This window comes from Planctomyces sp. SH-PL14, assembly GCF_001610835.1.
GTDB lineage: Bacteria > Planctomycetota > Planctomycetia > Planctomycetales > Planctomycetaceae > Planctomyces_A.
On record NZ_CP011270.1, the window covers coordinates 6314707 to 6339276 of the forward strand.

Here is a 24570-nt window from a genome sequence, read left to right on the forward strand (position 1 = left end):
GTTTGGACACGTGCTCCTTCAGAGAGACTCCCGACGAGAGGGCCTCCGGCGGGCAAAGGGGCGTTGCCCCTCTGCACTCCCTACCAGGGGTTACCCCCTGGACCCCGGTGATCTTTAGCGGCCGCCGCGGTTTCCGCCGCCGCCGAAGTTGCCACCACCGAAACCGCCGAACCCACCGAAGTTCCCCCGCGAACGACCGCTGTCGCCCCCACCGCGGTTCCCCCGTCCGGAGTCCCCGCCGCCAAACGTCCGGCCGCCTCCTCCGCCACCACCCGGGGTGAACCCGCTCGGTGCGCCGCCTCCACCTCCGCCGCTCCCGCCGCGGTTCTGCATCCGCTGCTCGAACATCCGGCGAAGATCATCCGGATTCGGAGCGGGAGGCGTCGTCGGCTGTCCGCCGCTCTGCCCGTCGTTCGTCGTTGGCCGGCTCCGCCCCCGCGACGACGAGACCCGCACCTTGGGCATCAGTGTCCCGAGAGTGCTGGAAATGACCGCCGCGTTCGTGTTCTCCAGCGAGACGATCCGGACCGACTTGCGGGAGTCGAGAGCCGCCTTGTCGAGCTGCCCCACGAGTTCGCGGATCTCGTTGTACAGCGAGTCATTGGCCGAGACGATCAGCGTATTCGTCTGGTCGTCCATCGAGAGGGCCAGCTTGATCTGCGGCGGACGACCCTGCTCGTTCCCGCGGCCTCCCCCCCCCATCATCATCGCCATGATGTTGGGGCCTCCGCGGCCTCCCATCATCTGGGCCTGCATCCCTTCTTCGGTGTAGTCGCGATACAGCTCCCGGACGGACGTGAAGACGTCCGCCACGTCGGCGTACTCGACGGGGATCATCCGCGGCTGACGGTCCCGGTCGGTGTCCGGGAGCTCCGACAGGTCGAGGATGTCGAGCATCTCTTCCACTTCCCGGACGCGGTGCGGCGGTCCGGAGACGAAGAGGGCGTTCAGCCGCGGCTCGGGGATGATCCGCAGGCTGTTCGTGGCGAGAGTCGAGGTGATCCCCGTGGCGTCCATCATCGTCGAGCCGAAGCCCGACAGGCCGCTGGTCAGGCTGCCGAACGTTCCGGAAGAGCTCGACGATGACATGACCCGGCTGTCCGGGATGAGCTGCTCCAGCATGGTGGCCGCTTCGGTCGCGTCCGCCGAGCGGAGTGTGAAGACGGTCCACGAGTTCCGGATCGGAATCGAGGCAAGCGTGCTTTCCAGCATCTCCTCCAGCCGGTCGAGCGACGCTTCATCGGTCGACGAGAGGATCAGCTCTCCGCCGACGACCGTCACGATGACGGGCGGGGCCTTGGGATTGTTCTGTACCGCGGGATTCCGGGGACTGCTCGCCGGCGGGGCGGCGGGGGCCCCCTCTCCCCCCTGCGGCATCGGCGCGGGACGCTGTGGAGTCGCGGAGCCCGCGTTCGGCGGGGTTTCCGCTGGTTGCGCCGCACCCGCCTGAGCCAGGCGGGCGGGGGCCGGCTCCGCGTCGCTGGAGACGTCGACGAACTGAAGGGCGGAATCGTCGCCCCGCCGGACGCGGGCCTGCGTTCCGTCACGGTCGTTCGGCGCGGAAGTCGGCGTGCTGGGCGGAGAGGCGGCCGGCGCTCCCTGGGGATCAACCGCACTCCGCGGCTCCTCCAGGGGGAGGGCAGCGGGACGCGCGGGCGAGGACGCCGGGGTCTCTCCGGTCGGCGCCCGCATCCCGCGGATCAGACCTCGCTGGTCGGGCGTGACGATCCGGATCGGAGTCGGAGACTCGTTCGCCCAGATCTTTTCGATCAGCGGCATCACCTCTTCCGGATCGCGGCCGTAGAGGGAGAAGGTCCGCACCATCCCCCGCTCGGACGGCTTCTGGCCGGTGCCGTCTTCGCCAAGCTGCGTCAGGAGGTTCTTGACCTGCGTCACCTGGTCGAGCGTGCCGCGGACCATGACCTGCCGGCCCGCGAGGTCCGCCTCGACCGTCGGGGCGTTCTGCCCGTCGGTGGCGAACATCGACCGGATCGTCGCGGCAACGGCGACGGGATCCTTCTTCACGAGCGGGATCACGATGACCTGCTGCGCCCCGAGGCCGACGCCGTCCATCTGGCGGATCAGCGCCTCGACTTCGCGATGCTGCTCCTGCGTCGCCATGATGTGGATCTTGCCGTTGCGGCCGTCCTCATTGATGACGATCCCGGGCATGATCGAGTCGATCGACTTCGTCACTTCGCGGGGATCCGCGTTGTCGATCTTGTAGACGACGAGGTACGGCTTGCGGCTGCCGCGGCCCCCCCCTTCGCCCTCGACGTCGACCGTCTCGAGAGCCGACTTGACGATGTCGTGCTCGGCGATCGTGGCAGTGACGAGGAGCTTGTTCGTCCGTTCGTCCGCGGTGACCTGGGTGTGGCCGGTCGGCGAGGCGGCCGACTGCGCCCGCTGCATCATCGCCTGCATCTCGCGCGGGTCGCGGTCCCCGCGGCCGCGGTCTCCAAACCCGCCGCCGCCGAAGCCGCCGCCAAAGCCCCCGAACCGGGAGTCCCCACCGGCCGAGCTGCTGACGTTCGAGACCGGCTTGGCGATGCCGAGCAGGCTCTTGACGATCGTTTCCGCGTCGTAGGCGTCGATGTTCTTGACCGCATACGCCCGGAAGACCCGGTCCTGCGGCGAGTGCTGGCTCGCCAGGCTGTCGACGATGTCCCGGATGCGGCGGAGGTTGGCCCCGGTGTCGGTGGCCATGATCGTGTTCGTCGACTTGAGGCCGACGACTGAGCCCTGCGGTCCGCGGAGGGAGTCGAGTTCCTTGGCGACCTGGCTGACGTCGACCCCCGTCACCGGGAAGGCGACCGTCAGCAGTTCATTCCGTCCCCGCAGGTCGAGCTCGGAGGGGCGGATCTCGGGAATGAGGTTCGGCGGAATCGGGTTGCCGTCGAGCCGCAGGCAGACGAGGAACTCGTCGCGGCGGACGAGGATGTACCCCTTCTGCAGCAGGTAGCCGTTGAGGATGTCGAGCGCCTCGGTCGGCGTGTACGACTTCTTGTCGTAGTAGTTGAACGTTCCCGGCGGAGTCTCGGTGAGGTCGAGCGTCAGGCCCGCCCGCTCGGCGAACAGCTTGAGGACTTCAGCCCACGGGGCGTAACGGAAGTTGAAGGACATCCGGACGTCGCTGGCGAGTCCGCCCGAGGCGGGCGCTGCGGCCGGCTGTTCGGTCGTTCCCTTGGGCGGGGCCGTTCCGCCTGGGACGGCGGCCAGCATCGCGCCTGCGCCGAAATCGATTGTCGGCACCGCTCCTTCGGGGACCGCTTCGATGAACGGGACGCCGGGGGTGCTGTTGGCGTTCCGCGACCCGCCGCGGCCGCGGTCCCGTCCACCACCCCGGTCCCACCGGTCGTTGGTGTCTTCGGGAGCAGCGGCGCCGAGGCTCGTCGTCCACTTGGACTTCTGGTCCGCCGTCAGGACGCCGTTCATCTTGGCTTCGAAGTCGTCCCGCAGCTTCTGGCGGTCCTCTTCGCTCGCCTGGAAGCCCTGCTGGAAACGGGCGTTGTCGTACTCGGTCTGGAGCGCCCGCATCTGCTCAATCTGCTGCGGGCTGTATCCGAGCTCCTTGGCGACGTCGGTGCGGGTCAGCGCGCGGGTCCCCTGCCGCTGGAGGTTGATCTGCCGGGCGCGGGTGAACTGCTTTTCGTCCAGGACCAGCTTGGCCTTGGCCTCGACTTCCGCGTTCAGGGCCTCGCCGGCGACGCGCATCTCTTCGCGGGCCGCGGCCCGCTGCTCTTCGGTCTCGGCGGACCGCATCTTCTGAAACGCCGGGCCCATCTTGCCGAAGAAGTCCGTCTCTTCCGAGATCTTCCGCAGCTTCTCCGACTGGTCGTCCGTCAGCCCGACCTCGGACTTCACGGAATCCCGCCGCAGTTCGTCGAGGATCCCGCCGCCGCCGAAGCCGCCCCGCGGACCTCCTCCGCCTCCCGGTCCGCCCCCACGGAATCCGCCAGGACCACCGCCCTGTCCGCCGCCTCCCGGCGGTCCGCCGCGTCCCCGCTCTCCGTCCTGGGCGATGACCCCCGAGCACAGGAGGGCCGACGTGATGACGAGGCTGAACAACCTGGAAACCCGTGACCGCATGGACTGCTCCCAACACACGGACGACGATGTCCGGACTGTCGTATTCGGACTGCCTTCTGGCACGCGCTGATCAGGCGCTTCGGCGAATCTGTCGTGGGACAAGACTGCCGCGTGAACGGACGTTTACTGCGGTCGCCGGCATGACCGCTCCGGTCCGGCTGGCCGTGCACTGGCACCAGTCGGACCGCTTCCAACGTCGGAACACACACAATTCGGTCGGGAATGAAACCCGCCAAACCCGGCGCGGTTTCGCCCCGCCTTCGTAGATCGGCGGATGATATCCCGATCCCCGCCTAGTTTACCGGACGACTGCGTTCCGTCCGAGAAGAAAGACGCGCAGAAGCACCGTATTCGTCACAATCCGAATGCCATAACTTGATGGTTCATGAAGAATTGAGGAGAAGGTCGATGGCCGGAAGCCTGCGGCCTGGGGCCAGGCCGTCTTCAGGAGGAAATGAGCGTTCCTCGTGGGCCCTCAGAGCGAGCCCCTTGCCCCGGGGCCTCCCTAAAAACGGCGAACGGGACGTCCCAGCCTCAATGCCGGTTCGTCCCGTTCTTCGTAGTGATGCAGACCCGGGAAGGTCGTGCTTCGTGTGGCCCCGGCCGTGGGGCCTTTCGTCTTCAGTCTAGTTCAAGGCCATCGCGGGGACGCGGCCGAACCGCTTGAATTTCCCATTCGCCGTCGGACCGGGCCGGTCGACGGGGTTAAGCTTAGGACCCGACTCTTCACGGCTACGAGCGCCGGTTCCGGCGTCATCGCGAGGAAGAACCGGTTCCGGCGTCAGAATCGGCTTGGCCACTTCGGTGTCGACCGCACCCGGCACCGTCAGGATGTTCGGCGTGGTCGAAGGGACCGAGTAGGAGGGATCGAACGTGGTGATCGATCCGGGAGCGACGGCCGGCGAACCGGTGACCGGAGCAGGAACTCCAGCCGGAGCGGCGGTGTCGCAGCAGTTCGTCACCGGGACCATCCGGCAGACCTCGTAGGCGACCTGGCGGGGGACCACCTTGGAAACCATCCGCGTGTAGCAGACCGGCTCCTGGCGGCAGACCGTCCGGCTCACCTTGCGGGTCACCGTGTAGGGGACCTGCTTGGCGACGCAGTACGGGACGCGGCAGGTCTTGGTTTCGCAGACCATCTTGCAGGTCTGGACCGGGATCTGACGCTGGCGGGTTTCGCAGACCATCCGGCAGACCTGGTAGGGGACCTGGCGGTTGACCGTCTCGCAGACCATCCGGGTCACCTGGACCGGGATGTTTTCGCAGACCTGTTCCGGGACGACCCGGCAGACCTGGCGGTTGATCGTCTCGCTCACCTGCTGGGGGACCCAGCGGCAGACCTGGATCGGGCAGGACTGGCGGACCACCTGCGGCTGGTAGCTCGTGCAGGGGATCTGCTGGGCGACGATGTTGGGGCACCAGACGCGGTTGCAGACCGTCGTGCCGGGGCACTGGACGTAGCAGACTCGTGGGCAGCCGCAGTTCCAGACGATCCGCGGGACGACCGGTCCCGGGCGGAAGGACTGCTGCATCTGCCACGTTCCGCAGTCGCGGGTGACGGTCCGGTAAGTCGTGACCGGCTGCATGACGGTGTAGCAGCGTTCCTGGTTGACCGTCTCGGTCACCTGCCGCATGACCGTCCGGCAGATCGTCTGCGGGCAGTTCTCGACGACGTTGCGGTAGACCGTGCGGGTCACCTGGCGGTTGACCGTTTCGCAGACGGGCCGCTGGACCTGATAGGAGACGTTGCGGTAGGCCGTCTCGGTGACGGGCCGCTGGACCTGGTATTCTTCGACGCGGCAGGAGGTCTCGTAGACTGGCCGCTGCACCTGGTACTGGACTTCGCGCTGGCACTGTTCCATGACAGTGCGGTAGCAGGTCTCGTGGACGTCTTCGCAGACGTTGTCGTAAACCGTGCGGTTGACCGTGATCTGCTGTGGCTCGCAGACGGTCTCATAGACCGTGCGGTAGCAGGTTTCCCGTTCAACGCGACAGGCGGTGTAGCAGGCTGTCGGCTGGCAGCTCGACACCGGGCAACAGTTGTAACCGGGACTGCAACAGGCCGAGGCCCATGCTGTCCCGCCCGATAGGGAGGCCAACAGGGCCGCCACGCTCAGGAAGGCTCGCTTCATCACAATTCTCCGTAGAGAAGACGTGAACCGAGTCCGTTCGACACAGACCGCCCGGCCATCGGGTCAATTCCCGCCGGTCGGTCACGCAGCAAAGTCCATCCTGCCGCTGAGGGGAGCCTGCATCAAGTGCGCCATGACCGTCACGGCATCAACTTTTCGCAGGGGGGACGCACGTCGCGAATCTTCGGAGATGTCGCCGCAGCCGACGGGACACTCCGAACGCGCAGGCGTTCCCCGACCATCCTAAATTCCGCTCGGAGGGAACTTGAGCACAATCGTGGGGAAAGCGGGTGGAGCGTGTGGGATCTCGTCATCTGTCGGAAAAGACGGCAGAGCTTACCCAGTTTCCGGGGTGGTTCCTGGATTCGTCCGGTGCAAGGTATTGACAGGCTCGCTTGTGCGGGTTGCACCGACGGGGCGGGCGGTACGACGTTCTTGCCGGCACGACGCTGTTCGCTCAAACCCGATGTGCGACGGCAGTCGGGGTCAAGGGGGTCTCACCCCCTTGCCGCCGGAGGCACTTCCATGAGGAACCGCGGTCAGCAACGGACGTCCGTTTTGTGGAACCGGCGTTGAGAACTCATCGCTCGCTCCGCAATCCCCGCGGGTTGGTGAAGGGGCATCCGGCACGTTGTCCGCGTTTGGACACTGACTCCTTCAGACATCTCTCGACGGCCAGGCCTCCGGCGGGCAAAGGGGCGTTGCCCCTCTGCACTCCCCACCAGGGTGCCCCTGGACCCGGTGGAACAGCCGGCAAAGTCCCGCCAACTCACCCCACCGTCACTCCCTGCGCGGCCCGACTCCGCTTCCCGACGCGCACCTTGAATCCCCCTTCGAAGAACGTCGCCCCGCGACTTGCGGGACATTCCACCCTCCGCCACCTCCCAACCGAAAACGACTGTGGAAGAACTCCCGCCGGGATGAGCCCTGCGCGCCCGGAGCGAGACTTCCCAACGGTCCCGAGCGGGCCTTTCACGGAGGAGGGAACATCATGTCCGATGACCAGATGGCGATTCTTGGCTGCGGCGCCGCCGTGGTGATCTGCACCATGATCCTCATGATCAGTGCCCAGATCGGAAAGTACACCCGCCGCCAAGAAACCCAGGCGGAACCGGAGTCGATCCGCCTTCCGCAGCGGCAGGTAGGCCGCCGGGCCGCCTGAGCGGCGCCAGCCGGAAGACGCGGACGGCGGCGGGAAAAGGCGGTCGCTCTGTGCGGACTGTGACGCCGGATCCGGCCATCGCGGTGGTGCGGCGACGGAAACCTCCGCGAAACGCAACCCGCTCGCGGGAAACGAATTGACCACGTTTTTCGGCGGTCGATACATTCGAATGACCCGCCGCGGGCGGCCGGACCCGTTCCGGCGAATGCCCGGTTCGGGGAAACGCCCTGGCCGGGAACAGCACCCGATTCAGGGAATCACAAGGGACTCCTTCATGTCTGACGCGTCTCTCTCCCTGACCCGCCGCGACGTCCTGCGGGGAGCCCTCGCGACGGCGCTCGCCGGAGCCTGGCTGCCGCTGGGCGCGTTCGCCCAGGAGCGGCTCGACATGGGGTTCGCCCGGCTCGTCCCCGGCGTCGCCTCCGGTGAAGAGCTGGCCCGGCAGCCGGAACTGTGGGTGATGGACATCGCCTACAAGCCGATGCGGCTGATGTTTGTCGAAGTCCTCGATAAGGCGACGGGAAAGAAGAAGCGGGAGCAGATCTGGTATCTGTGCTACCGCGTCGTGCGGCGTCCTGTCCAGGGACGCGATCCGGGCGGGGCGGAGCCGATCAATCCGCTCGAGCCGGTGCCGGGGACTCCCAAGTTCCTGCCGCAGTTCACGCTGGTGACGTACGACAATCCGCAGTCGCAGGTTCCGACGCGGATCCAGCTCGACATGATCATTCCGGAGGCGGTCGCGGCGATCAACAAGGTCGAGAAGCCGTACACGTACAAGGATTCGGTCCATATCGTCCAGAACCTTCCCGAGGCGGTTGCGGCGGGGACGCCGGATGTGCCGTACGTTTACGGCGTCGCCACGTGGCGGGGGATCGATCCCCAGACCGACTTCTTCAAGCTGATCGTTTCGGGGATCACGAACATCTACGAGACCCGCGGCGCCGAAGGGGAGGCGAAGTCGCAGTGGCGGAAGGTGCTGGTCCAGAAGTTCCATCGCCGGGGCGACCAGTTCGACCCGAACATTCGTGAGTTCGAGTTCGATGGCGCGGCGGAGTGGCAGTACCAACCTGATCGGCCGGATGCAGTGCCCAGTGCGCCGACAATGTAAGACGGACGCCCCAACGTTTCTTCACCGGGGTCCAGGGGCTCGCCCCTGGTGGGGAGTGCAGAGGGGCAAAGCCCCTTTGCCCGCCGGAGGCCCTCTCGTCGGGAGTCTCTCTGAAGGAGCACGTGTCCAAGCGCGGACACCGTGCCGGATGCCCCCTCACCAACCCGCAGGGATTGCAGAGCGGGTGTGGAGTTCTCAACGCCGGTTCCACAAAGCGGACGCCCGTTGCTGACCAAGGTTCCTCACAGGAGTGCCTCCGGCGGCAAGGGGCCTGCGTCGCTTTTTTGGCCCCTTGACCCCAGATGCCGTGGAACATTGGGGCTGAGCAAACAGCGTCGTGCCGGCAAGCACGCTCGTCGTCTCAGTCCGCGTCGCCATTGCCGTTCTGTGATACACCGGCCCGGTGAAAGTCCGACATTGGGCTGAACCACTGCGGACGCGTCGGCCGGCGAGCATTCGCCCGCGCTTCGGCCTCCGCGTAGACCTCCCGGTTGCGGCGGATCTGGTTTGCCGCGGCCACGAGCCGTTCCCCGATCGGGACCGTCGGCCGGTTCGCCTTCCGGTCTCCCGCGTACGCCAGCTTGGCGTCCTGCACGAGCCGCTTGAGGTCCGCCCCCGAGAACTCGTCCGATCGCTCGACGACGGGAGCCAGGTCGACCCCCTCGAACAGCGGTTGGCCGTCGATGTGCTGCTCCAGGATCTTCTGCCGGGCTGCCGGATCCGGCAGACGCATTTCGAGCCACAGCTCGATCCGCCCGGATCGGACGAGGGCCGGCGGGATGTTGCCGACGTCCATCGCCGTCAGCATGACGCAGACCCGCCCGGCGCTCGCGCTCTCCAGCCCGTCGAGCTTCGTCAGCAGGTAGCGGTAAAGTCCGTGCTCCTTGCCGCTCTCGAAGATCACGTCGCTGTCGTCGATGAACACGACCGACGGTGAGTTGTGGACCGCCCGGCGGAAGGTGAAGTCGATCTGGTGGTAGAAGTGATCGGTCCCCGAGATCGCCGTCCCGTCGACCAGAAAGAACTTTCCTCCGAGGCGATGCGCCAGGGCCCGGCCGACGGTCGTCTTGCCGGTTCCCGGGGGCCCCGCGAGCAGGACGCCCCGCTTGGGCTGCAGGTCGAGTTCCTCGGCCAGTTCGTCGTCCGTCAGCGGGAGGACGATGTTCTCCTCCAGAGCGGCCACGACCTCATCGACTCCGAAGAGATCGGAGAGTTCGATGTCGTCGACCTCGTCGATCTCGACGTTGCTCGCGAGATGGTGGCTCGCCAGGTACTCGAGCAGCGAGTCGGTGTCGAGCGGGGTCTCGTGCGCCACGAGCCACGCGCAGCTTTTGCGGAGCTCCCGCGCGGTGAGGTACGGAGCGAAGCGGTGGACCTTGGTCCAGTCAACCTGCTGGCTCGAATCCCCCAGGCAGTTCCTTCCGATCGCGGCGAAGTCCTCTTCCGCGAAGAGCCCGATTCCGCAGCCGACCATCCGCTTGGCGAGTTCTTCATTGAGACGCCCCTGGGTCGCGACGATCAGCCGGCGGCCGGACCGCTCGGCGTAATCCGAGACCGCTTCCATGGCGGCGGACAGGTAATCGGAGCGGGGGTTGTTGCAGTTCTGGGAGACCGCCTGGGCGAGGTGGAAGTCGTCGACGAAGACGGTCTCGTGCTTCTTCAGCCGGCGGATCAGGAGGTCGCACAGCCACTCGTCGGTTCCCAGCGGAGGCTTGCCGGCGGTCACCTTCACGTAGTCCCGGATGGTGACCATCGACCCCCCGAGCTCCTTGTGAAGAGCTTCGAGGATGCTGGTCCGGCCGGTACCGTCGCGGGCCGAGAGGTGGATGAGGGGATGAAAGGCGAGGCAGCGGCGAACGGTGTCGACGCACGCCGCCTGACGGGGAGTGAATTCTCCCGCAGAGAGTGTTTTCATGTGCCCGGAGAGCGCTTTGGCTCGGTGTTTGGCCGGCAGGCCCGCGGCGCGGGTTGCGACCGGCGCGAACGGAAAGAGTCGAAACAGGAAGAGAAGAAACGTCTCCCGCGGAGGGCGGGGGCTCATTGGCGAAACAAGATAGACGCGTTCGTGTGGTGCGGTGCACCAGGCCAGAGGACGAAGTTGCGAGTCGCCGGGCAACCGGACACGGTGGCCGGAGGCCGGTTCGGAAGATTTTCCGGTTTTTCCGGCGGGACGACAAGGAATCGCAAGAACCGTGTCCCGGCCGGCACTGCACATTCACACCAGCCCGAAGCGCCAGCGAGGGGCGAAGCGTGAATTCCCTCGCCGGCGCTTCGGGCTGGTGTCCCGCCTCCCAGGCAGAACCTAGTCCGGCAGCACGGCCAGAGTGAGCTCGAAATCCTTCGGCTTCCCGTCCCGCAGGACCTGCAGTCGCACCTTGCGACCCGGCTCCTCCTCGCCCACGAGCTCGATCAGCTGCTCCAGCTCGTCGACCTTCTTTCCCTGAAAGGTCACCAGGACGTCATCCGCCTTCAGTCCCGCCTTGTCCGCCGGCGAGTCCCGGAACACCTTGGTGATCTTGAGCCCGGCCGAGACCTTTGTCCCCGCGATCCCCAGGAACGCCCCCGAGTGCTCCTTGACGTCCTCGCCCGACTTCATTGTCTCCCAGTGCTCGCGATAGACGTCGATCGCCACGTGGAAGTTCATCGCCGTCTGCGGCCCGATGCGGCTGTTGATCCCGATCACCTGTCCCGCCATGTCGAAGACCGGCCCCCCCGAATCGCCGCCGACGAGTTCGCAGTCGGTCTGGATCGTGTTCGGAGACATCCCCAGAACCCGGCCGAACCGCAGCGGCGCGGCCCGCTCCTTATTGAATCCGCCTGGGTGGCCGAGCGTGAGGCACCACTCTCCCTCTTCGATGGAGCCTTCCGCCGCCATGGCGGTGTGCGGCCAGTCGGTGCGTTCTCCCTGGATCTTGATGAGGCCGGCGTCCGAGCCCCGCACCCGTCCGAGCGTTCGCCCCTCGACGATCTGACCTGACGGCAGGATCACCCGTGCCCGTCCGTCCGGAGCGCCCGAGACGTGGCCGGCCGTCAGCACATACCCATCCCCGGTGACGATGACCCCGCTCCCCTGGGCCCGGCCGATCTGCAGCCCCACGACCGTCGGACCGACCTTGGCCGCGACCGCTTTGAGATGGGCTTCCATCTCCCGCAGGTCGGCGAGCGTCTCGGGCTTCTTTTTGGAGAAGACCGGCGGGACTTTCAGGCCGGTGTTCGCCTCACTGGAAGCGGAGGCGGTCGGCGGAGCAGGGGATGCGGCTTCCGATTTGACCGGAGAGGTCTTGTCCTGGGCCGACGCACCACCGGCCGCGCCGAGACATCCCAGCACCAACAGGATCCAGACCGAACGGACCATCGCGCGCCTCCCTGGAGCACAGCGGCTTCGTGCCGGCGATGGCCGGTCACGGGGTGTGCCGGTTCCATCGTACGCCGGGAAGGGCGGGGACGCGATGGGAGCTGTGTGGAGGGGCGCCAGTGCGTTCGCCAAACGATCTGCTCGCCGGCGCGACTCTGCTTGCTCAAACCCAACGTGCGACGGCAGCCGGGGTCAAGGGGGCAACCCCTTGCCGCCGGAGGCACTTCTATGAGGAACCGTTGTCAACAACGGATGTCCCCTTTGTGGTACCCGCGTTGAGAACTCCCTCCAGCCACACCGCTCGCTCTGCAATCCCCGCGGATTGGTGAGGGGGCATACGACACGTTGTCCGCGCTTGGACACGATCTCCTTCAGACATCTCTCGACGAGAGGGCCTCCGGCGGGCAAAAGGGCGTTGCCCCTCTGCACTCCCCACCAGGGTGCCCCTGGACCCGGTTCAGTAGCTTCGCGGACGGACTCGGCCCTGGACTCGCAGCGGCAGACCCATGATCCGCAGGAAACCTTCCGCATCCGTCTGGTTATAGCTGCCACCCGCCTCCATCGAGGCAATCGCATCGTCGTACAGGCTGAACGGCGACTTGCGGCTGCTCACCCGCACGTTCCCCTTATACAGCGTCAGCTGCACTTCCCCGGTCACCGGCTTCTCCGTCTCTTCCAGGAACGCCATCAGGGCGTCCATCTTCGCGCAGTACCAGAAGCCGTAATACACCATCTCGGCCACTTCCGGCGCCAGCCGGTCCCGCAGGTGCGTCAGGTCCCGGTCGAGCGTCATCTGCTCCAGACCCTGGTGCGCGGCATACAGCAGCGTCATCCCCGGAGCCTCGTACACGCCGCGGCTCTTCATCCCCACGAAGCGGTTCTCAATGATGTCGATCCGGCCGACACCATTCCGGCCGCCGATCTCGTTCAGCTTCAGAACCAGGTCATCGGCATTCAGCTTCTTCCCGTTCACCGAGATCGGAACGCCCGACGCGAAGCCGATCGTCACGACCTCTTCCTTGTCCGGAGCCTCCTGCGGCGAGACCGTCATCCCGAAGTCGACCGTCGCGATCCCGTCCACCTGCGGATCCTCGAGCTTCCCCGCCTCGTAGCTGATGTGGAGGCAGTTCTCGTCGCTCGAATACGGCTTGGCGATGCTCGCCTTCACCGGAATGTTCTTCTTCTCGCAGTACTCGATCATCTCCTTGCGGCCGGGGAACTGGGCCCGGTACTTCTCCATCCGCCACGGAGCGATGATCTTGACGTCCGGCTGCAGCGCCTCGGCGGCGAGCTGGAACCGGCACTGGTCGTTTCCCTTGCCGGTCGCCCCGTGGGCAAAGGCGACGGCGCCGACTTCGCGGGCCCGCTCCAGGCACTTCTTGGCGATGAGCGGCCGGGCGATCGAGGTGCCGAGGAGATAGATGTTCTCGTACTTGGCCTGCCACTGCATGACCGGGAAGGCGAAGTCGCGGCAGAGCTCCTCGCGAGCGTCAACCGCTTCCGACGAGGCGGCCCCGATCTTGCGGGCCTTCTCGAGGATCTCCTGCCGGTTTTCGCACGGCTGGCCGAGGTCCACGTACAGGCAGTGGACTTCGTAGCCCTCGTCCATCAGCCAGCCCACGAGGACCGACGTATCCAAACCACCGCTGTACGCCAAAACGACTTTGTCTGCCACGGAATTGCCTGTCGGTCTTTTTTCCAGACGTGTTGTCAAGAGGTCGCGCATGTGCGACAAGCGGTAGAAATACACGATTCCCACCCCTGGAACAAAGGTGCCGGCGCGGCATCGCCCGGCGAAGTCTCATGACGATCTCGATCCCCTGTCCGTTGTGCGACCGGACCGTCTCGCTCGACGAGCGGCGGATGGGGCGGCAGGTCGAATGTCCCGCCTGCCGGGGACGGTTTCTCGTCGTCGACGAGGGGAGCCTGTCGGACGGCGCCTACGTCCTCGGAAGCCTGCCTCGGGACGGCGGGACCTCCGCCGCGAATCCTCATCGTCCGGCGTCATCGGGTTCGCCGGGCTGGACGGCCAGGGGAACGGCGGGCGGGGTGGGGATGGGGACGGGGCTGGTCGAAGAGGATGCCGGCGGCGACGAATCGCTGGGGATGCTGGCGACGGTGTCGATGTTTCTGGGCGGGCTCTCGTTGGCGATGGTCTGCATTCCGGCCTTCGCGATCCTGACCTCGGTGCCTGGGATCGTGCTGGGAATCGTGAATCTGAACACGTCGCAGCGGGCCCGGGCGATTACCGGGATTCTGTTGAACGCGTTCGCGTTCTTTGCTGCGGTCATTCTGTATGTGCAGCTGCTTCAGGACGTGGAATTGCGGATGTAGCGGCGAAAGACGCAGATGCCGGCACGGCTGTGCTCGCTCAAACCCATCGTGCGACGGCCGCTGGGGTCAAGGGGGTCTCACCCCCTTGCCGCCGGAGGCGCTTCAGTGAGGCCCCGTGGTACACAACGGGCGACCGTTTTGTGGTACCGGCGTTGAGAACTCATCGCTCGCTCTGCAATCCCCGCGGGTTGATGAGGGGGCACACAGCACCGTGTCCGCGATTGGATACTTACTCCTTCAGACATCTCTCGACGGCCAGGCCTCCGGCGGGCAAGAGGGCGTTGCCCCCTTGCATCCCCCACCAGGGTGCCCCCTGGACCCTGGTGAGGCCGCGACGATGGTACGCGCTGACGACCTTTAGGCCCTCCACCTTCCGCCTCAAGCCTCCCCTCCGCCCCCTCCCCATAGCCCGGCGACCCGCCAACGCGATACCATGACCGTTTCCCCAAGAACCACGATGCACCAATGAGCCTGCTCCCTCCCCGACTCGCCCGCAAAGCCCTCGTCACCGGAGTTACCGGGCAGGATGGGTCCTACCTCGCCGAACTGCTCGTACAGAAAGGCTACGAAGTCTGGGGAATGATGCGGCGGTCCTCCCTCCGCAACACCCAGCGGCTCTCTCCGCTCGAATACGCGATGCGCCGCGAGGACACCCGCCTCCACCTCTGCCACGGCGATCTCTCCGACACCTCGTCCATCCGCCGCATCCTCGACGAGGTCCGCCCCGACGAGATCTACAACCTCGGCGCCCAGTCTCACGTCCACGTCAGCTTCGAGATGCCCGAATACACGGCCGACGTTACCGGCGTCGGGACCGTCCGAATGCTCGAAGCGATCCACCAGCTCCAGCTCCCCGCGAAGTTCTACCAGGCGTCGACCTCCGAGCTGTACGGCAAGGTCCGCGAGACCCCCCAGACCGAGACGACCCCCTTCCACCCCCGCAGCCCCTACGGCGCCGCCAAGGCCTACTCCTTCGAAATCACCCGTGTCTACCGCGAGTCCTACGCGATGTTCGCCGTCAACGGGATCCTCTTCAATCACGAGTCGCCGCGCCGCGGCGAGACCTTCGTGACGCGGAAGATCACCCGGGCCGCCGCGGCTATCGCGGCCGGCCGGCAACGGGTTCTGAAGCTCGGAAACCTCGAGGCCCGCCGCGACTGGGGCTTTGCGGGGGACTTCGTCGAGGCGATGTGGCTCATGCTCCAGGCCCAAGAGCCCCGCGACTACGTCATCGCCACCGGCGAGACCCACGCGGTCCGCGAGTTCTGCTCACTCGCCTTCGACCGTGCCGGCCTGCCGCTTTCATGGCAGGGCTCTGGAGTCAACGAGCGCGGGATCGGCCCCTCGGGAGAGGTATTGGTCGAGGTCGACCCGCAGTTCTTCCGGCCCGCCGAAGTCGATCTCCTGATCGGCGACGCAACGCGGGCCCGGAACGACCTGGGCTGGAAGCCCAAGGTCACGTTTGAGCAACTGGTCAACCTGATGGTTGACCACGACATCTCACTGCTCGAAGCCTGCTGAGCCGCTGGTCCATTACGACTTGGGCTTGAGCGTTACCTCGGTCTTCTCGCCCCCCTTGAGGTCGACCGCCACGGGTGGCGTCTCGTCGTTTGCGCTGCCGGGGTTGGGACGCCCGGTGATCCGGTATTCGCCCGGCGGGACGTTGCGGAACACCATCTTCCGGTCGCCGTCGATGTTCCCCGAGCCGGACCACTTTCCGACCGCTTCGCCCCCCTTGGGGACCATGTTGACGATGTAGCCTCCCGATGTCGGGAGAAGATCCTCCGGCACCGTGATTGTGACTTCCGCGGCAGGGAACATCTTGAGGACGACGTCCTCCGCAGGCGTCTTCATCGGCTGGGCCAAGCCGAGCTTGCAGTAGCCTTCTTTCCAGGTCCAGAGAGCGGCGGTCCCGCGAGGGAGGGCCTCGGCCTTGAACCGGCCGTCGGCGGCGGTCACGAACTCGCGGTCGTCCGGGATCTCGTACTGCATGCCGTCGCCGGCCGAGACCTGGTCCAGGCGGACCTTGACCCCTTCGAGCGGCTTTCCGTCACCGTCGACGACCTGGCCGGTGATCGTCGCCGACTTGGCGAGCGACGTCGGGAGGCTGGCCCACCGTGGTTCGTCGGTCACCTGCCGGTGCCCCAGGACCCGCGGCGCGTGGCCGTCGGCCCGCGCGACGAGCCGAATTCGCCCCGGCGGACAGTTCTTGACGACCCAGCGGCCTGTGGCATCGGTCGTGGCCTTCGTCTTCTCGGTGTAGAGGTAGCCCCCCTTGGGATTGGACTCCATCTCCTCGATCGAGATCGTGGCGGCCACCGGCTTGCCGCCGTCGGCTGCGGTTACGATTCCTTCGAGAACGGTGCCATCCGATGGTTTAAAGCCGTGGGCTTCGAGGCGTTCGTCGACGACTTCGATCCCTTCGGGGACGACGACGTCGGACCAGATGATCCGTCCGCCGGTGTAGACGTCGATCTGGACGGGGGGCTCTTCGCGATCCGGGAGGACGTCGGGCGGGCGGAAGCCGACTGGAAGTTTGCGCTGCCGCTGCCAGTTGGCCGGAACCCAGACGATGAAGGTCCAGTCGGTGACGGCGGCCGCCTTCTTTTCGGGGGCGCTGTTCGTGTTGAGCCAGAAGCTGGCTCCTTCGCCGTCATGGACGACGAGGCGTTTTGTCTTGGCCTCGATCTTGGCGAAGTCTTCGAGGACGAGGTTGAAGACGGCCGCGTTGCCGCGGCATTCGGCGTGGTACTGTCCGCCCCCGAAGGGGGGGCCTTCCCAGTAGGCGATGCGGGATTCGGTATTGAAGACAGCGGCGGCTCCAGCGGGCCAGCCGGGGTCGTTGATCGGGTCGTTTCCTTCGCCCCCGAGGATGAGGGCTGAGGCTGGGGAGGTGATTCCCAGGACGATCGCAGCCAGGAGGAGGGCCTGGCGGGCCCAGTTGAGAACACACACGTGACGCCAGTTCGATCCAGATGTGCGCATATCCGGCCTCGTTGGGGGAGTGTTTGGCGGATTGTGGTGAACGGGTTTCCGCCGGTGCAAGACGCTGCGGTAGTGAGAAAAGTTCCCGAATCGGGACTCATCGAGCATCAGACCGGGGTCCAGGGGGTCACCCCTGGTGGGGAGTGCAGAGGGGCAACGCCCCTTTGCCCGCCGGAGGCCTGGCCGTCGAGAGATGCCTGAAGGAGGGCGTGTCCAAGCGCGGACGACGTGTCGTATGCCCCCTCACCAACCCACGGGGATTGCATAGCGGGCGGTGAGTTCTCAGCGCCGGTTCCACAAAGCGGTCGTCCGTCGCTTACCGCGGTTCCTCATCGAAGCGCCTCCGGCGGCAAGGGGGTGAGACCCCCTTGACCCCGGCTGCCGTCGCACGATGGGCTTGAGCAAACAGAGCCGTGCCGGCAAGGACGTCGTTCGAGCCAGCGCGCAAAAACAAACCCCGCCGACGGCATGTGCCGACGACGGGGTTCAAGACTCATCGTCTCGCTGACGTCATCACTTCAGCGGCAGCGTGAAGTTCTCGATCACGGCACCGTTCTCGTCCGGGATCGCGTAGCTCATCTGCGGACGGAAGTACTTCCGCACCGAATCGAACTCCGGCAGCTTGCTGAAGTCGACCTCGGCTTCGGTCAGACCGTCGATCTTGCCGGTCCGGGCCATCTCGTAAAGCCCTTCGAGAGCCTTGTCGAGCCGGCTGAACGTGAACATCGAGACCGTTTCCGGCGTGTCTTCCATCAGGGCCTTGAAGTCCGCGTTGGCCGAGAGCGGCTTGTCCGCCTTGCCAGTCCGCAGGATCCCCTCGATCGACTCCACGCTCGTGCTGATCATGAGCTGACCGTTCGCAACGGCAAAGGCCGGCTGCAGCGCACCACCCGCCGGGACTTCATAGATCGTCGTCCCCTGGAAATCACGCTTCTCAACCTGCGGAGCCATGCCGGCCAGACGGCCGATCAGGTCCTTGATCTGCGACTCACCCTTGAGTTCGAGCAGGAAGACCTGCTTCTCCTGCGGCTGGCCGCCGTCCTTGCCTTCTTCGATCCCCTTGGAGATGAGCTGCAGCTTGCCGCTGAGCTGGTCGATGACGTCCTTCTTGATGTGAATGTTCGGCGGCTGCTTGGCGAGCTTGTCGACCATCGCCGCCGTGGCTCCCTGCCGGCTCTGAACCGCGTCGCCGACCGCCAGGATCCCCTGCCACGCCGCCTGCGCGTCCCAGTTGAACGAGCTGTACTGAGCGACGCTCTCCTCAACCCAGGCGGGAACTTCCGCCTTGATCGCCGGGAACTGGAAGATCTTCATCACGCCCTTGGAGGGCTGGTCGGAGTAGATGAACGTCTTGGCCCAAGAGTCGTAGTCCTCGCCGCCGATTTCCGCGGCTCCACCGACCCCCTTGAGCTGGCCGAAGCCGAGCGACTGGACGTAGGTGTTGAAGACGACCGCCTGGAACGAGAGCTCCTCGTTCGATTCCATGATCCCCTGGACTAGCTCGATCGGGCTGGCGAAGTAGCTGAAGGCGATGTCTTCCGAATCGCCCTGGCACTTCTCGGCGATGTAGCCGTAGACCTCGTCTTCGGCCAGGCACTCGTCGCTCTTGCCGTCCCAGCGGCCCAGGACCCCTTCGATCAGGTCGGCGCTCGTCGCAAAGACCAGCGTTTCATCCTTCGTGCAGTAAGCAACCTTCTGCGGGACCTCTTCGCCGTCATCCTTCTTGAAGGTGAAGACGGTGATCTCGGTGCCGGCGACGGTGTCGGTCGAGCGCTCGGCTCCCTTTTCTTCGAGAGCCTTGTCGAGCAGGTTCAGGGCGGTCTCGAGGTCCTTGCTCTTGTCGCCGTAGTCGAGGAAGGCAACTCCGCCGACCGGGCCGTCTTCTTCACGAACGACGGCGAAGGCGATCTCGCCCTGCGGCAGCTCGAGGAGGGCCTTGAGGGGAACCCCTTCCTTCTCCGCGTCCTTCAGGGCTTCTTCGTACTTGGCCTCGATTTCCTTGCGGAACTCGGCCATCTGCGACGAGTTCCAGAGCTGTCCGAGGGCGGCCTTGCTCCACGATTCCTTGAGGGCCGGCAGGTCGGAGATCTCGAAGAAGACCGTCGCGCCGCTGGGAACCAGCCGGTCGGCGGGGGCTCGATCCGCCGCCATCAACGGGCTGACGACCAGCACTGCACACACCGCGCAAGCCGATCGCACCTTGGCGGCGGCCCGAGTGAAAATCCCCATCTCCGACATCCCTTTCCGTAACAGCGTCCGAGTGATTGGTGAACAAATCCGCCGGGGCCGATGCCCTGGAGCGACAGATCGGTCGGGATCATATAACCGCAACAACCGTTCTGTCAGCATCGGCTGTACCCCGAAAGAAAGCGTCCGGTTGCGGTCCTCTTCGAGAATTTCTCCGTGTCGCGGTGGCGGTCCGTGTCGGCGGGCCGCCGGGCGTGCTCTACACTGGATGTGTCCGGCGACCGGTCGGGAGGCGGCGATGGCCCTGTCGCGGCGGAGGCCCGTGAAGACGAGGGCGACGCGAAAACTTCATCGGCCGGCGGCACAATTTCGACCGTCCCGCATTCGACTGCCGGACTCGGCAATTCCTTCGAGATTCGAACAGGCAGAGTGGAATGTCTCAGGCGATGGCGTGGGTGCAGTGGCTGATCGGTCTGGCCAAGCCGGAAAACCTCCGTGTCATGGCCGCCGCCTACGGCTGGGTCGGCTATGTGCTGCTCACCGCGATCATCTTCAGCGAGACCGGGCTCCTGATCGGGTTCTTCCTGCCGGGGGACTCGCTCCTCTTTGCGACGGGATTCCTGGCCAGCCAGCGGGTGTTCGACCTCACCCTGATCCTGACGATCCTCTCTGTGGCGGCGATTGTGGGAGACGCGCTCAACTACTCGCTCGGCCATCGGGCGGGGGTGCATGTCTTCGAGAAGGGCCGGCTGCGTTTCGTGAAGCACGAGCACCTGATGGCGGCCAAGGCGTTCTATGATCGGCACGGCGGCAAGGCGATTATCCTGGCCCGGTTCGTCCCTCTCGTCCGAACGTTCACGCCCTTTGTGGCCGGCGTGGCGGGGATGAACTACCGGCAGTTCGCTCTCTACAACATCGCGGGCGGGATCGGCTGGGTCGTCTCGATGACGATGGCGGGGTACTTCCTCGGGCAGATCCCGTGGGTCGAGAAGAACTTCGAGAAGGTGACGCTGATGATCATCTTCATCAGCATCCTGCCGGTACTGATCGGGGCCTGGAAGCATCGTCGGGAAGTCGCCGCTCAGCAGCGGGCGACCGCCTGACGTCGCCGCTTCTGTGCCTATCGGGAGGGCGAGGCTCCGGCCGAGCCGCGGCGGTGGAGAAGGTGTCCGATCATCTCCCTGGCCCAGCGAGAACGAGGCAAAGACGACCGTGGGGATGCTCCTGCGAACCTTCGCGGCTCAGCAGGAGCTTCGCCCTCCCGGGATCGGCGATCGGGCTCTGCTGGCGCGCTGGTCGTCCGATGGACGATCGGCGCGGGTGTTCTGTAACCTCCGGCTCCTTTTCCGGAGAGGACCTCGCGATGGCTGCTCAAGTCGACTGGTATTACCACCGTAAGGGCTGCAAGACGTGCAGCCGGATGGATGCGCTGCTGGAGCAGTGTGGTCTGTCGGCCAAGGAAGTGGTGAGCGCCAACAAGACCAAGCTGAGCTTTGACGACGCGAAGGAACTGGTGTCGCAGGTGAACCGGATTGTCGCTTCGAAGGGGACGAAGCCGGTCGGGATCGATCTCAAGAAGGAGCAGCCGACCGAGGAGGAGCTGCTGGCGCTTCTGATCGGGCCGACGGGGAACTTGCGGGCACCGACGATCCGTCGGGGGAAGACGTTGTTTGTGGGCTTTCACGAAGAGACGTTCGCGCCGGCGCTGGGCGGGAAGTAGCGTCCTTGCCGGCATAGCTGTGCCAGCTCAAACCCATCGTGCTACGGCAGCCTGGGGTCAAGGGGGCCACGCCCCCTTGCCGCCGGAGGCACTTCTGTGAGGAGCCGTGGGGCACAACGGGCGTCCGCTTTGTAGAACCGGCGTTGAGGACTCCCCGCTCGCTCCGGACTCACCACGGGTTGGTGAGGGGGCATACGGCACGCTGTCCGTGCCTGGACACGTGCTCCTTCAGACATCTTCCGACGGCCAGGCCTCCGGCGGGCAAAGGGCCAAGAAAACAACACAGGCCCCTCTGCACTCCCCACCAGGGTGCCCCTGGACCCGGTGAGGGGCGTTGTCGTGGGTTATCACGATCAGTCTCGCTTCACCGCTGCACGAATCTCCTCAATCTGCCGCTGCATGTCCCGCAACATGGTCATCTGCAGGTCCACCCGCTGGCGATCAATCGCCGGACGATACTTGTGCCAGTACAGCGTCAGCAGAACACCCGTCGTCAACAGGCTGAGGTTCCCCAGAACCACATAGGTCACGCGGGCCCAGTGGATCGCACCCAACCGAAAAAACTCGAACGGCAGGATCCCGATCCAGAACGCCACTGTGATCCCCACCCCGATCAACGAGGCCCGGCGGACCTTCTTCGCGAACTCCTCCGTCTCTTCCAGCTTCAGTTCCAGTTCCATGCGTTGTCTCCTCAGAGCGTCTTGGGTCAGGTCAGGGTCTTGTGACAACAGGTTCTCGATAAGCCGGGCAGTCGGGTCATGATCCGGCATGATGGTCTCCTTCAATGAGCCGGCGGATGGCCCGCAACGCATAGTGCAGCCGCGAGCGAACCGTCCCCGCCGGACACTGCACCACCGACGCGATCTCCGCCGGCTCCAGTCCCTCCAGAAACCGCAGCGTCAACACCTCCCGCTGCTCCGACGTCAACTGCGCCAGTCCGTGATGCACGAGCTCGGCTCGTTCCAGTAACTCGAACTCGTTCCCGACATCCCCCTCCGAGAGTCCGTCGAGATCATCCCGGCTCTCCTCCCGCGGCCGGCGTCGGCAGTGCGTCACGACCAGGTCATGCGCAATCCGATACAGCCACACTCGAAAGGCAGCCGGAGACCGCAACGTCGGCAGCCGCCGATAGACCCGCAGCCAGATTTCCTGCGTCACATCCAGGGCCTGGGCCGGATCGCTCAACATCCGCCGGACGTAGTAGGCCACGCGGCGGTCATAGAGCGCCATCAGGTCATGGAACGCCGCCCGGTCGTTCCCCTGAGCCCGCAGGACGAGCAGCTGCTCGTTGAGGGCCTCAAGAGGATCGTGCCGGTGCGGGGCCATGCTCGAAAGTCCGCTGCGGGAAACGTCAGTCCACAGGGAAGCCGCGCGGACGGGGGCCGGCGTTCAGCGATCGCCGACGGATTCTCGCGAATCCAAAAGAAAAACCCGCCGTGCGAAGTTCGCAGGCGGGTTTGAAGGTGGAGGATAGCGGGCTCGAACCGCTCACCTCTTGCATGCCATGCAAGCGCTCTCCCAACTGAGCTAATCCCCCAATGTTGGGCCGACATCAACAAGCCCCTTGGAAGGGGCCGGCATGATGCCGGTGCCCGACTGGTATCGGTCAGCCCACCGCAGTGGGTTGAGCGATTCCTGGCCGGAGGGCAAAAGGTAACGATTGGGGAAAGTTTGTCAAATACATCCGGCCGCGTATCGGGGCTTCTGCACGCTTCGGGCCGGGGCGCTCCCTCCCGGCAAACTGGAGTTGTCCCGTTTCGACGCGCCCGGTAGCATCCCCGCCCGAACGGTCCGGCCGATTTTGCCGGATAAGGGCATGACGCCGCGTTCCGGACACGGAGGTCCCTTTCCATGAGAAGTACGATCGCGGCCTTTCTCATGTCGGTCCCGCTCTCGGCCATCGGTCTGATGGCGGTCTTCGGGATTCCACAGATGGCTCCCGGGTCCCTCTTCAACAAGTCGCAGGACGACGACATCGTCCGCGGCAACTACTTCGACGAAGAAGAACCCGCCTCCCGCCGCCGCCGTTCCCGCGGCGACGGTCACGAGGACCACGCTCACCACGGCCACGACGAAGAGGGCGCGCCGGCGTTCGGTGACAAGTTCGCCGAAGACCGCGAGTCCCGCTCGGACCGGGGCACCCCGCAGTGGAAGCGCGACGAGTTCGCCAGCCGCGACGACGCTCGCGGCAATGCCCGCCCCGCCAGCCACAGCAGTTTTTCGTCGGACGAAGAAGGCCGCGATCACGGTGCTGAGCCTCGCGCTTATATGGAAGCGGGGAGCTCGAACCTGACCTGGAAGGCGGCCCGGCAGCGGCTGGCGGAGCTGGGGGTTACGCACTTCCATCTCGAACGCGGTGCGACCGCCGACAACTTCCTGTTCGTGTGCATGTTCTCGCCGGGCGACGATCCGCGGGTGACCCGCCGGTTTGAAGCCGAGGCTCCGGAACCCTTGGCGGCTGTGGATGGCGTGCTGCGGCAGATCGATGGCTGGATGCAGAAGCGGTTCGCGTATTCGAACTCCGGCGTCTCGTACTCCCGCTGATCGTTCCCGCCCTGGCGGAATCACGCCCCGTTCTTCCGGGCTGACGTTCTGTGTTCATGACCGGTCATTCTTTGTCTGGCCCGCTGCGTTCGCCCATTGCCCGGGCGACTGAGACGCGGAATGCCGCGGAGTTCCGCCGGGTTTTCTTTCGGCGGCGGACGATTGCCGCGGCCGAGTCGAGTGAACGATCGACGCTTCCCCTGACGGTCCGGACGTCGAAGGCGGCGCGGGTCGAGGCGGCGCTGATGGTGGCGGAAGGGGCTTTGTCAGAGCGGAAGCTGTTGCAGTTTGCGGGGCTGGCTGAGGTCGCGGAGGTTCGGCAGGCGATTTCGGAGCTGAACACCGCTTATGACCGGACGCGGTCGGCGTTCCGGATTGAGCGGCTGGCGACGGGGTATCAGCTTTTGACGGACCCGGTGTTTGCGCCGTGGTTGGACCGGATTCATCAGCGGCAGGCGCGGTTGCGGCTTTCTGCGGTGGCGATGGAGACGTTGTCGATCATTGCGTATCGGCAGCCGTTGACGCGGGCGGATATTGAGTCGGTGCGGGGGGTGCAGTCGGCGGAGATTGTGAAGCAGTTGATGGAGCGGAACCTGGTGAAGATCGTGGGTGAGGACGATTCGCTGGGTAAGCCGTATCTGTATGGGACGACGCGGCAGTTTCTGGAGGCGTATGCGTTGGGGAGTCTGGACGATCTGCCGATGTCGGCGGAGATGCGTCGGCCGATGTCGCGGACAAGGATTGAGGAAGAGCCGGCTGAAGACGGTGGAGAGGCAGCAGCTCCGCGAGAGGAATCCGCTTGAACCGGGGTCCAGGGGGTACCCCTGGTGGGGGATGCAAGGGGGCAACGCCCTCTTGCCCGCCGGAGGCCTGGCCGTCGAGAGATGTCTGAAGGAGTGAGTGTCCAAGCGCGGGCAACGTGCCGGATGCCCCCCTCACCAACCCGTGGCAATT

The 24570-nt window shown here is 65.7% G+C and carries 17 protein-coding genes and 1 tRNA gene; 8 read left to right on the top strand and 10 right to left on the bottom strand.

Going from position 1 to position 24570, the window contains the following annotated elements:
• Nucleotides 1–114: 114 nt before the first annotated feature.
• A complete protein-coding gene (locus VT03_RS24150; RefSeq protein WP_156514721.1) occupies nucleotides 115–4089 on the bottom strand; it encodes a secretin N-terminal domain-containing protein in 3975 nt (1324 codons plus the stop codon).
• Between the two features lie 626 nt (nucleotides 4090–4715).
• Nucleotides 4716–6221 carry a hypothetical protein gene (locus VT03_RS24155; protein ID WP_082846485.1) on the bottom strand — a complete coding sequence of 502 codons (1506 nt, stop codon included), beginning with the start codon at nucleotides 6219–6221 and terminating at the stop codon, nucleotides 4716–4718.
• A 991-nt stretch (nucleotides 6222–7212) separates the two neighbouring features.
• Between VT03_RS24155 and VT03_RS33765 the strand changes: the two genes are divergently transcribed.
• The gene (locus tag VT03_RS33765; RefSeq protein WP_156514722.1) at nucleotides 7213–7383 is read left to right on the top strand and encodes a hypothetical protein; all 171 of its coding nucleotides are present in this window, start codon (nucleotides 7213–7215) and stop codon (nucleotides 7381–7383) included.
• A 274-nt stretch (nucleotides 7384–7657) separates the two neighbouring features.
• Nucleotides 7658–8491, top strand: coding sequence for a hypothetical protein (locus VT03_RS24160; RefSeq protein ID WP_075095377.1), 834 nt, complete (start codon nucleotides 7658–7660; stop codon nucleotides 8489–8491).
• Nucleotides 8492–8852: 361 nt separating this feature from the next.
• Here VT03_RS24160 and VT03_RS24165 read toward each other — a convergent pair whose 3' ends face one another.
• The 3 genes from VT03_RS24165 to VT03_RS24175 form a co-directional block, all read right to left on the bottom strand.
• Complete coding sequence (locus VT03_RS24165) at nucleotides 8853–10406, bottom strand: AAA family ATPase (RefSeq protein WP_156514723.1); 1554 nt, start codon at nucleotides 10404–10406, stop codon at nucleotides 8853–8855.
• A 387-nt stretch (nucleotides 10407–10793) separates the two neighbouring features.
• On the bottom strand, nucleotides 10794–11846 hold the full coding sequence (locus VT03_RS24170; protein WP_075095379.1) for a S1C family serine protease: 1053 nt from the start codon (nucleotides 11844–11846) through the stop codon (nucleotides 10794–10796).
• A gap of 457 nt (nucleotides 11847–12303) precedes the next feature.
• Nucleotides 12304–13521, bottom strand: coding sequence for an argininosuccinate synthase (locus tag VT03_RS24175; protein WP_075095380.1), 1218 nt, complete (start codon nucleotides 13519–13521; stop codon nucleotides 12304–12306).
• 128 nt (nucleotides 13522–13649) lie between these two features.
• Here VT03_RS24175 and VT03_RS24180 point away from each other — a divergent pair, with 128 nt between their 5' ends.
• Nucleotides 13650–14180, top strand: a complete 531-nt coding sequence (locus VT03_RS24180) for a hypothetical protein (protein ID WP_075095381.1) — start codon at nucleotides 13650–13652, stop codon at nucleotides 14178–14180.
• Between the two features lie 465 nt (nucleotides 14181–14645).
• Nucleotides 14646–15701, top strand: coding sequence for a GDP-mannose 4,6-dehydratase (gene gmd / locus VT03_RS24185; protein WP_075095382.1), 1056 nt, complete (start codon nucleotides 14646–14648; stop codon nucleotides 15699–15701).
• A 12-nt stretch (nucleotides 15702–15713) separates the two neighbouring features.
• Here gmd and VT03_RS24190 read toward each other — a convergent pair whose 3' ends face one another.
• Nucleotides 15714–17165 (bottom strand): carboxypeptidase-like regulatory domain-containing protein, encoded by a 1452-nt coding sequence (locus tag VT03_RS24190; RefSeq protein ID WP_197489064.1) that lies wholly within the window; start codon nucleotides 17163–17165, stop codon nucleotides 15714–15716.
• Nucleotides 17166–17678: 513 nt separating this feature from the next.
• Nucleotides 17679–19394, bottom strand: a complete 1716-nt coding sequence (locus VT03_RS24195) for a hypothetical protein (protein ID WP_156514724.1) — start codon at nucleotides 19392–19394, stop codon at nucleotides 17679–17681.
• A gap of 392 nt (nucleotides 19395–19786) precedes the next feature.
• On the opposite strand from VT03_RS24195, the gene VT03_RS24200 reads away from it, so the two are divergent.
• Both VT03_RS24200 and VT03_RS24205 read left to right on the top strand, forming a co-directional pair.
• The gene (locus tag VT03_RS24200) at nucleotides 19787–20455 is read left to right on the top strand and encodes a VTT domain-containing protein (RefSeq protein WP_075095385.1); all 669 of its coding nucleotides are present in this window, start codon (nucleotides 19787–19789) and stop codon (nucleotides 20453–20455) included.
• 260 nt (nucleotides 20456–20715) lie between these two features.
• Complete coding sequence (locus tag VT03_RS24205; RefSeq protein ID WP_075095386.1) at nucleotides 20716–21072, top strand: ArsC family (seleno)protein; 357 nt, start codon at nucleotides 20716–20718, stop codon at nucleotides 21070–21072.
• Nucleotides 21073–21425: 353 nt separating this feature from the next.
• Here the strand turns inward: VT03_RS24205 and VT03_RS24210 are convergent, their stop codons facing one another.
• The 3 genes from VT03_RS24210 to VT03_RS24220 form a co-directional block, all read right to left on the bottom strand.
• Entirely contained in the window at nucleotides 21426–21752 is a 327-nt protein-coding gene (locus VT03_RS24210; RefSeq protein ID WP_075095387.1) for a hypothetical protein, read from the bottom strand.
• A 76-nt stretch (nucleotides 21753–21828) separates the two neighbouring features.
• Nucleotides 21829–22398, bottom strand: a complete 570-nt coding sequence (locus tag VT03_RS24215; protein ID WP_075095388.1) for an RNA polymerase sigma factor — start codon at nucleotides 22396–22398, stop codon at nucleotides 21829–21831.
• Between the two features lie 138 nt (nucleotides 22399–22536).
• Nucleotides 22537–22609: transfer RNA gene (locus VT03_RS24220), tRNA-Ala, on the bottom strand.
• A gap of 314 nt (nucleotides 22610–22923) precedes the next feature.
• Here VT03_RS24220 and VT03_RS24225 point away from each other — a divergent pair.
• Both VT03_RS24225 and scpB read left to right on the top strand, forming a co-directional pair.
• Nucleotides 22924–23616 (top strand): hypothetical protein, encoded by a 693-nt coding sequence (locus VT03_RS24225; RefSeq protein ID WP_156514725.1) that lies wholly within the window; start codon nucleotides 22924–22926, stop codon nucleotides 23614–23616.
• Nucleotides 23617–23672: 56 nt separating this feature from the next.
• Nucleotides 23673–24419 carry an SMC-Scp complex subunit ScpB gene (gene scpB, locus VT03_RS24230; protein ID WP_075095390.1) on the top strand — a complete coding sequence of 249 codons (747 nt, stop codon included), beginning with the start codon at nucleotides 23673–23675 and terminating at the stop codon, nucleotides 24417–24419.
• The last annotated feature ends 151 nt before the right edge of the window (nucleotides 24420–24570 follow it).

What these genes read in the sequence shown, in the direction of transcription:
- VT03_RS24170 (WP_075095379.1), bottom strand. Translation starts at nt 11,846, where the DNA reads ATGGTCCGTTCGGTCTGGATCCTGTTGGTGCTGGGATGTCTCGGCGCG.
- VT03_RS24160 (WP_075095377.1), top strand. Translation starts at nt 7,658, where the DNA reads ATGTCTGACGCGTCTCTCTCCCTGACCCGCCGCGACGTCCTGCGGGGA.
- scpB (WP_075095390.1), top strand. Translation starts at nt 23,673, where the DNA reads ATGACCGGTCATTCTTTGTCTGGCCCGCTGCGTTCGCCCATTGCCCGG.
- VT03_RS24180 (WP_075095381.1), top strand. Translation starts at nt 13,650, where the DNA reads ATGACGATCTCGATCCCCTGTCCGTTGTGCGACCGGACCGTCTCGCTC.
- VT03_RS24210 (WP_075095387.1), bottom strand. Translation starts at nt 21,752, where the DNA reads ATGGAACTGGAACTGAAGCTGGAAGAGACGGAGGAGTTCGCGAAGAAG.
- VT03_RS24190 (WP_197489064.1), bottom strand. Translation starts at nt 17,165, where the DNA reads ATGCGCACATCTGGATCGAACTGGCGTCACGTGTGTGTTCTCAACTGG.
- VT03_RS24200 (WP_075095385.1), top strand. Translation starts at nt 19,787, where the DNA reads ATGTCTCAGGCGATGGCGTGGGTGCAGTGGCTGATCGGTCTGGCCAAG.
- VT03_RS33765 (WP_156514722.1), top strand. Translation starts at nt 7,213, where the DNA reads ATGTCCGATGACCAGATGGCGATTCTTGGCTGCGGCGCCGCCGTGGTG.
- VT03_RS24225 (WP_156514725.1), top strand. Translation starts at nt 22,924, where the DNA reads ATGAGAAGTACGATCGCGGCCTTTCTCATGTCGGTCCCGCTCTCGGCC.
- VT03_RS24165 (WP_156514723.1), bottom strand. Translation starts at nt 10,406, where the DNA reads ATGAAAACACTCTCTGCGGGAGAATTCACTCCCCGTCAGGCGGCGTGC.
- gmd (WP_075095382.1), top strand. Translation starts at nt 14,646, where the DNA reads ATGAGCCTGCTCCCTCCCCGACTCGCCCGCAAAGCCCTCGTCACCGGA.
- VT03_RS24215 (WP_075095388.1), bottom strand. Translation starts at nt 22,398, where the DNA reads ATGGCCCCGCACCGGCACGATCCTCTTGAGGCCCTCAACGAGCAGCTG.
- VT03_RS24205 (WP_075095386.1), top strand. Translation starts at nt 20,716, where the DNA reads ATGGCTGCTCAAGTCGACTGGTATTACCACCGTAAGGGCTGCAAGACG.
- VT03_RS24195 (WP_156514724.1), bottom strand. Translation starts at nt 19,394, where the DNA reads ATGGGGATTTTCACTCGGGCCGCCGCCAAGGTGCGATCGGCTTGCGCG.
- VT03_RS24150 (WP_156514721.1), bottom strand. Translation starts at nt 4,089, where the DNA reads ATGCGGTCACGGGTTTCCAGGTTGTTCAGCCTCGTCATCACGTCGGCC.
- VT03_RS24155 (WP_082846485.1), bottom strand. Translation starts at nt 6,221, where the DNA reads ATGAAGCGAGCCTTCCTGAGCGTGGCGGCCCTGTTGGCCTCCCTATCG.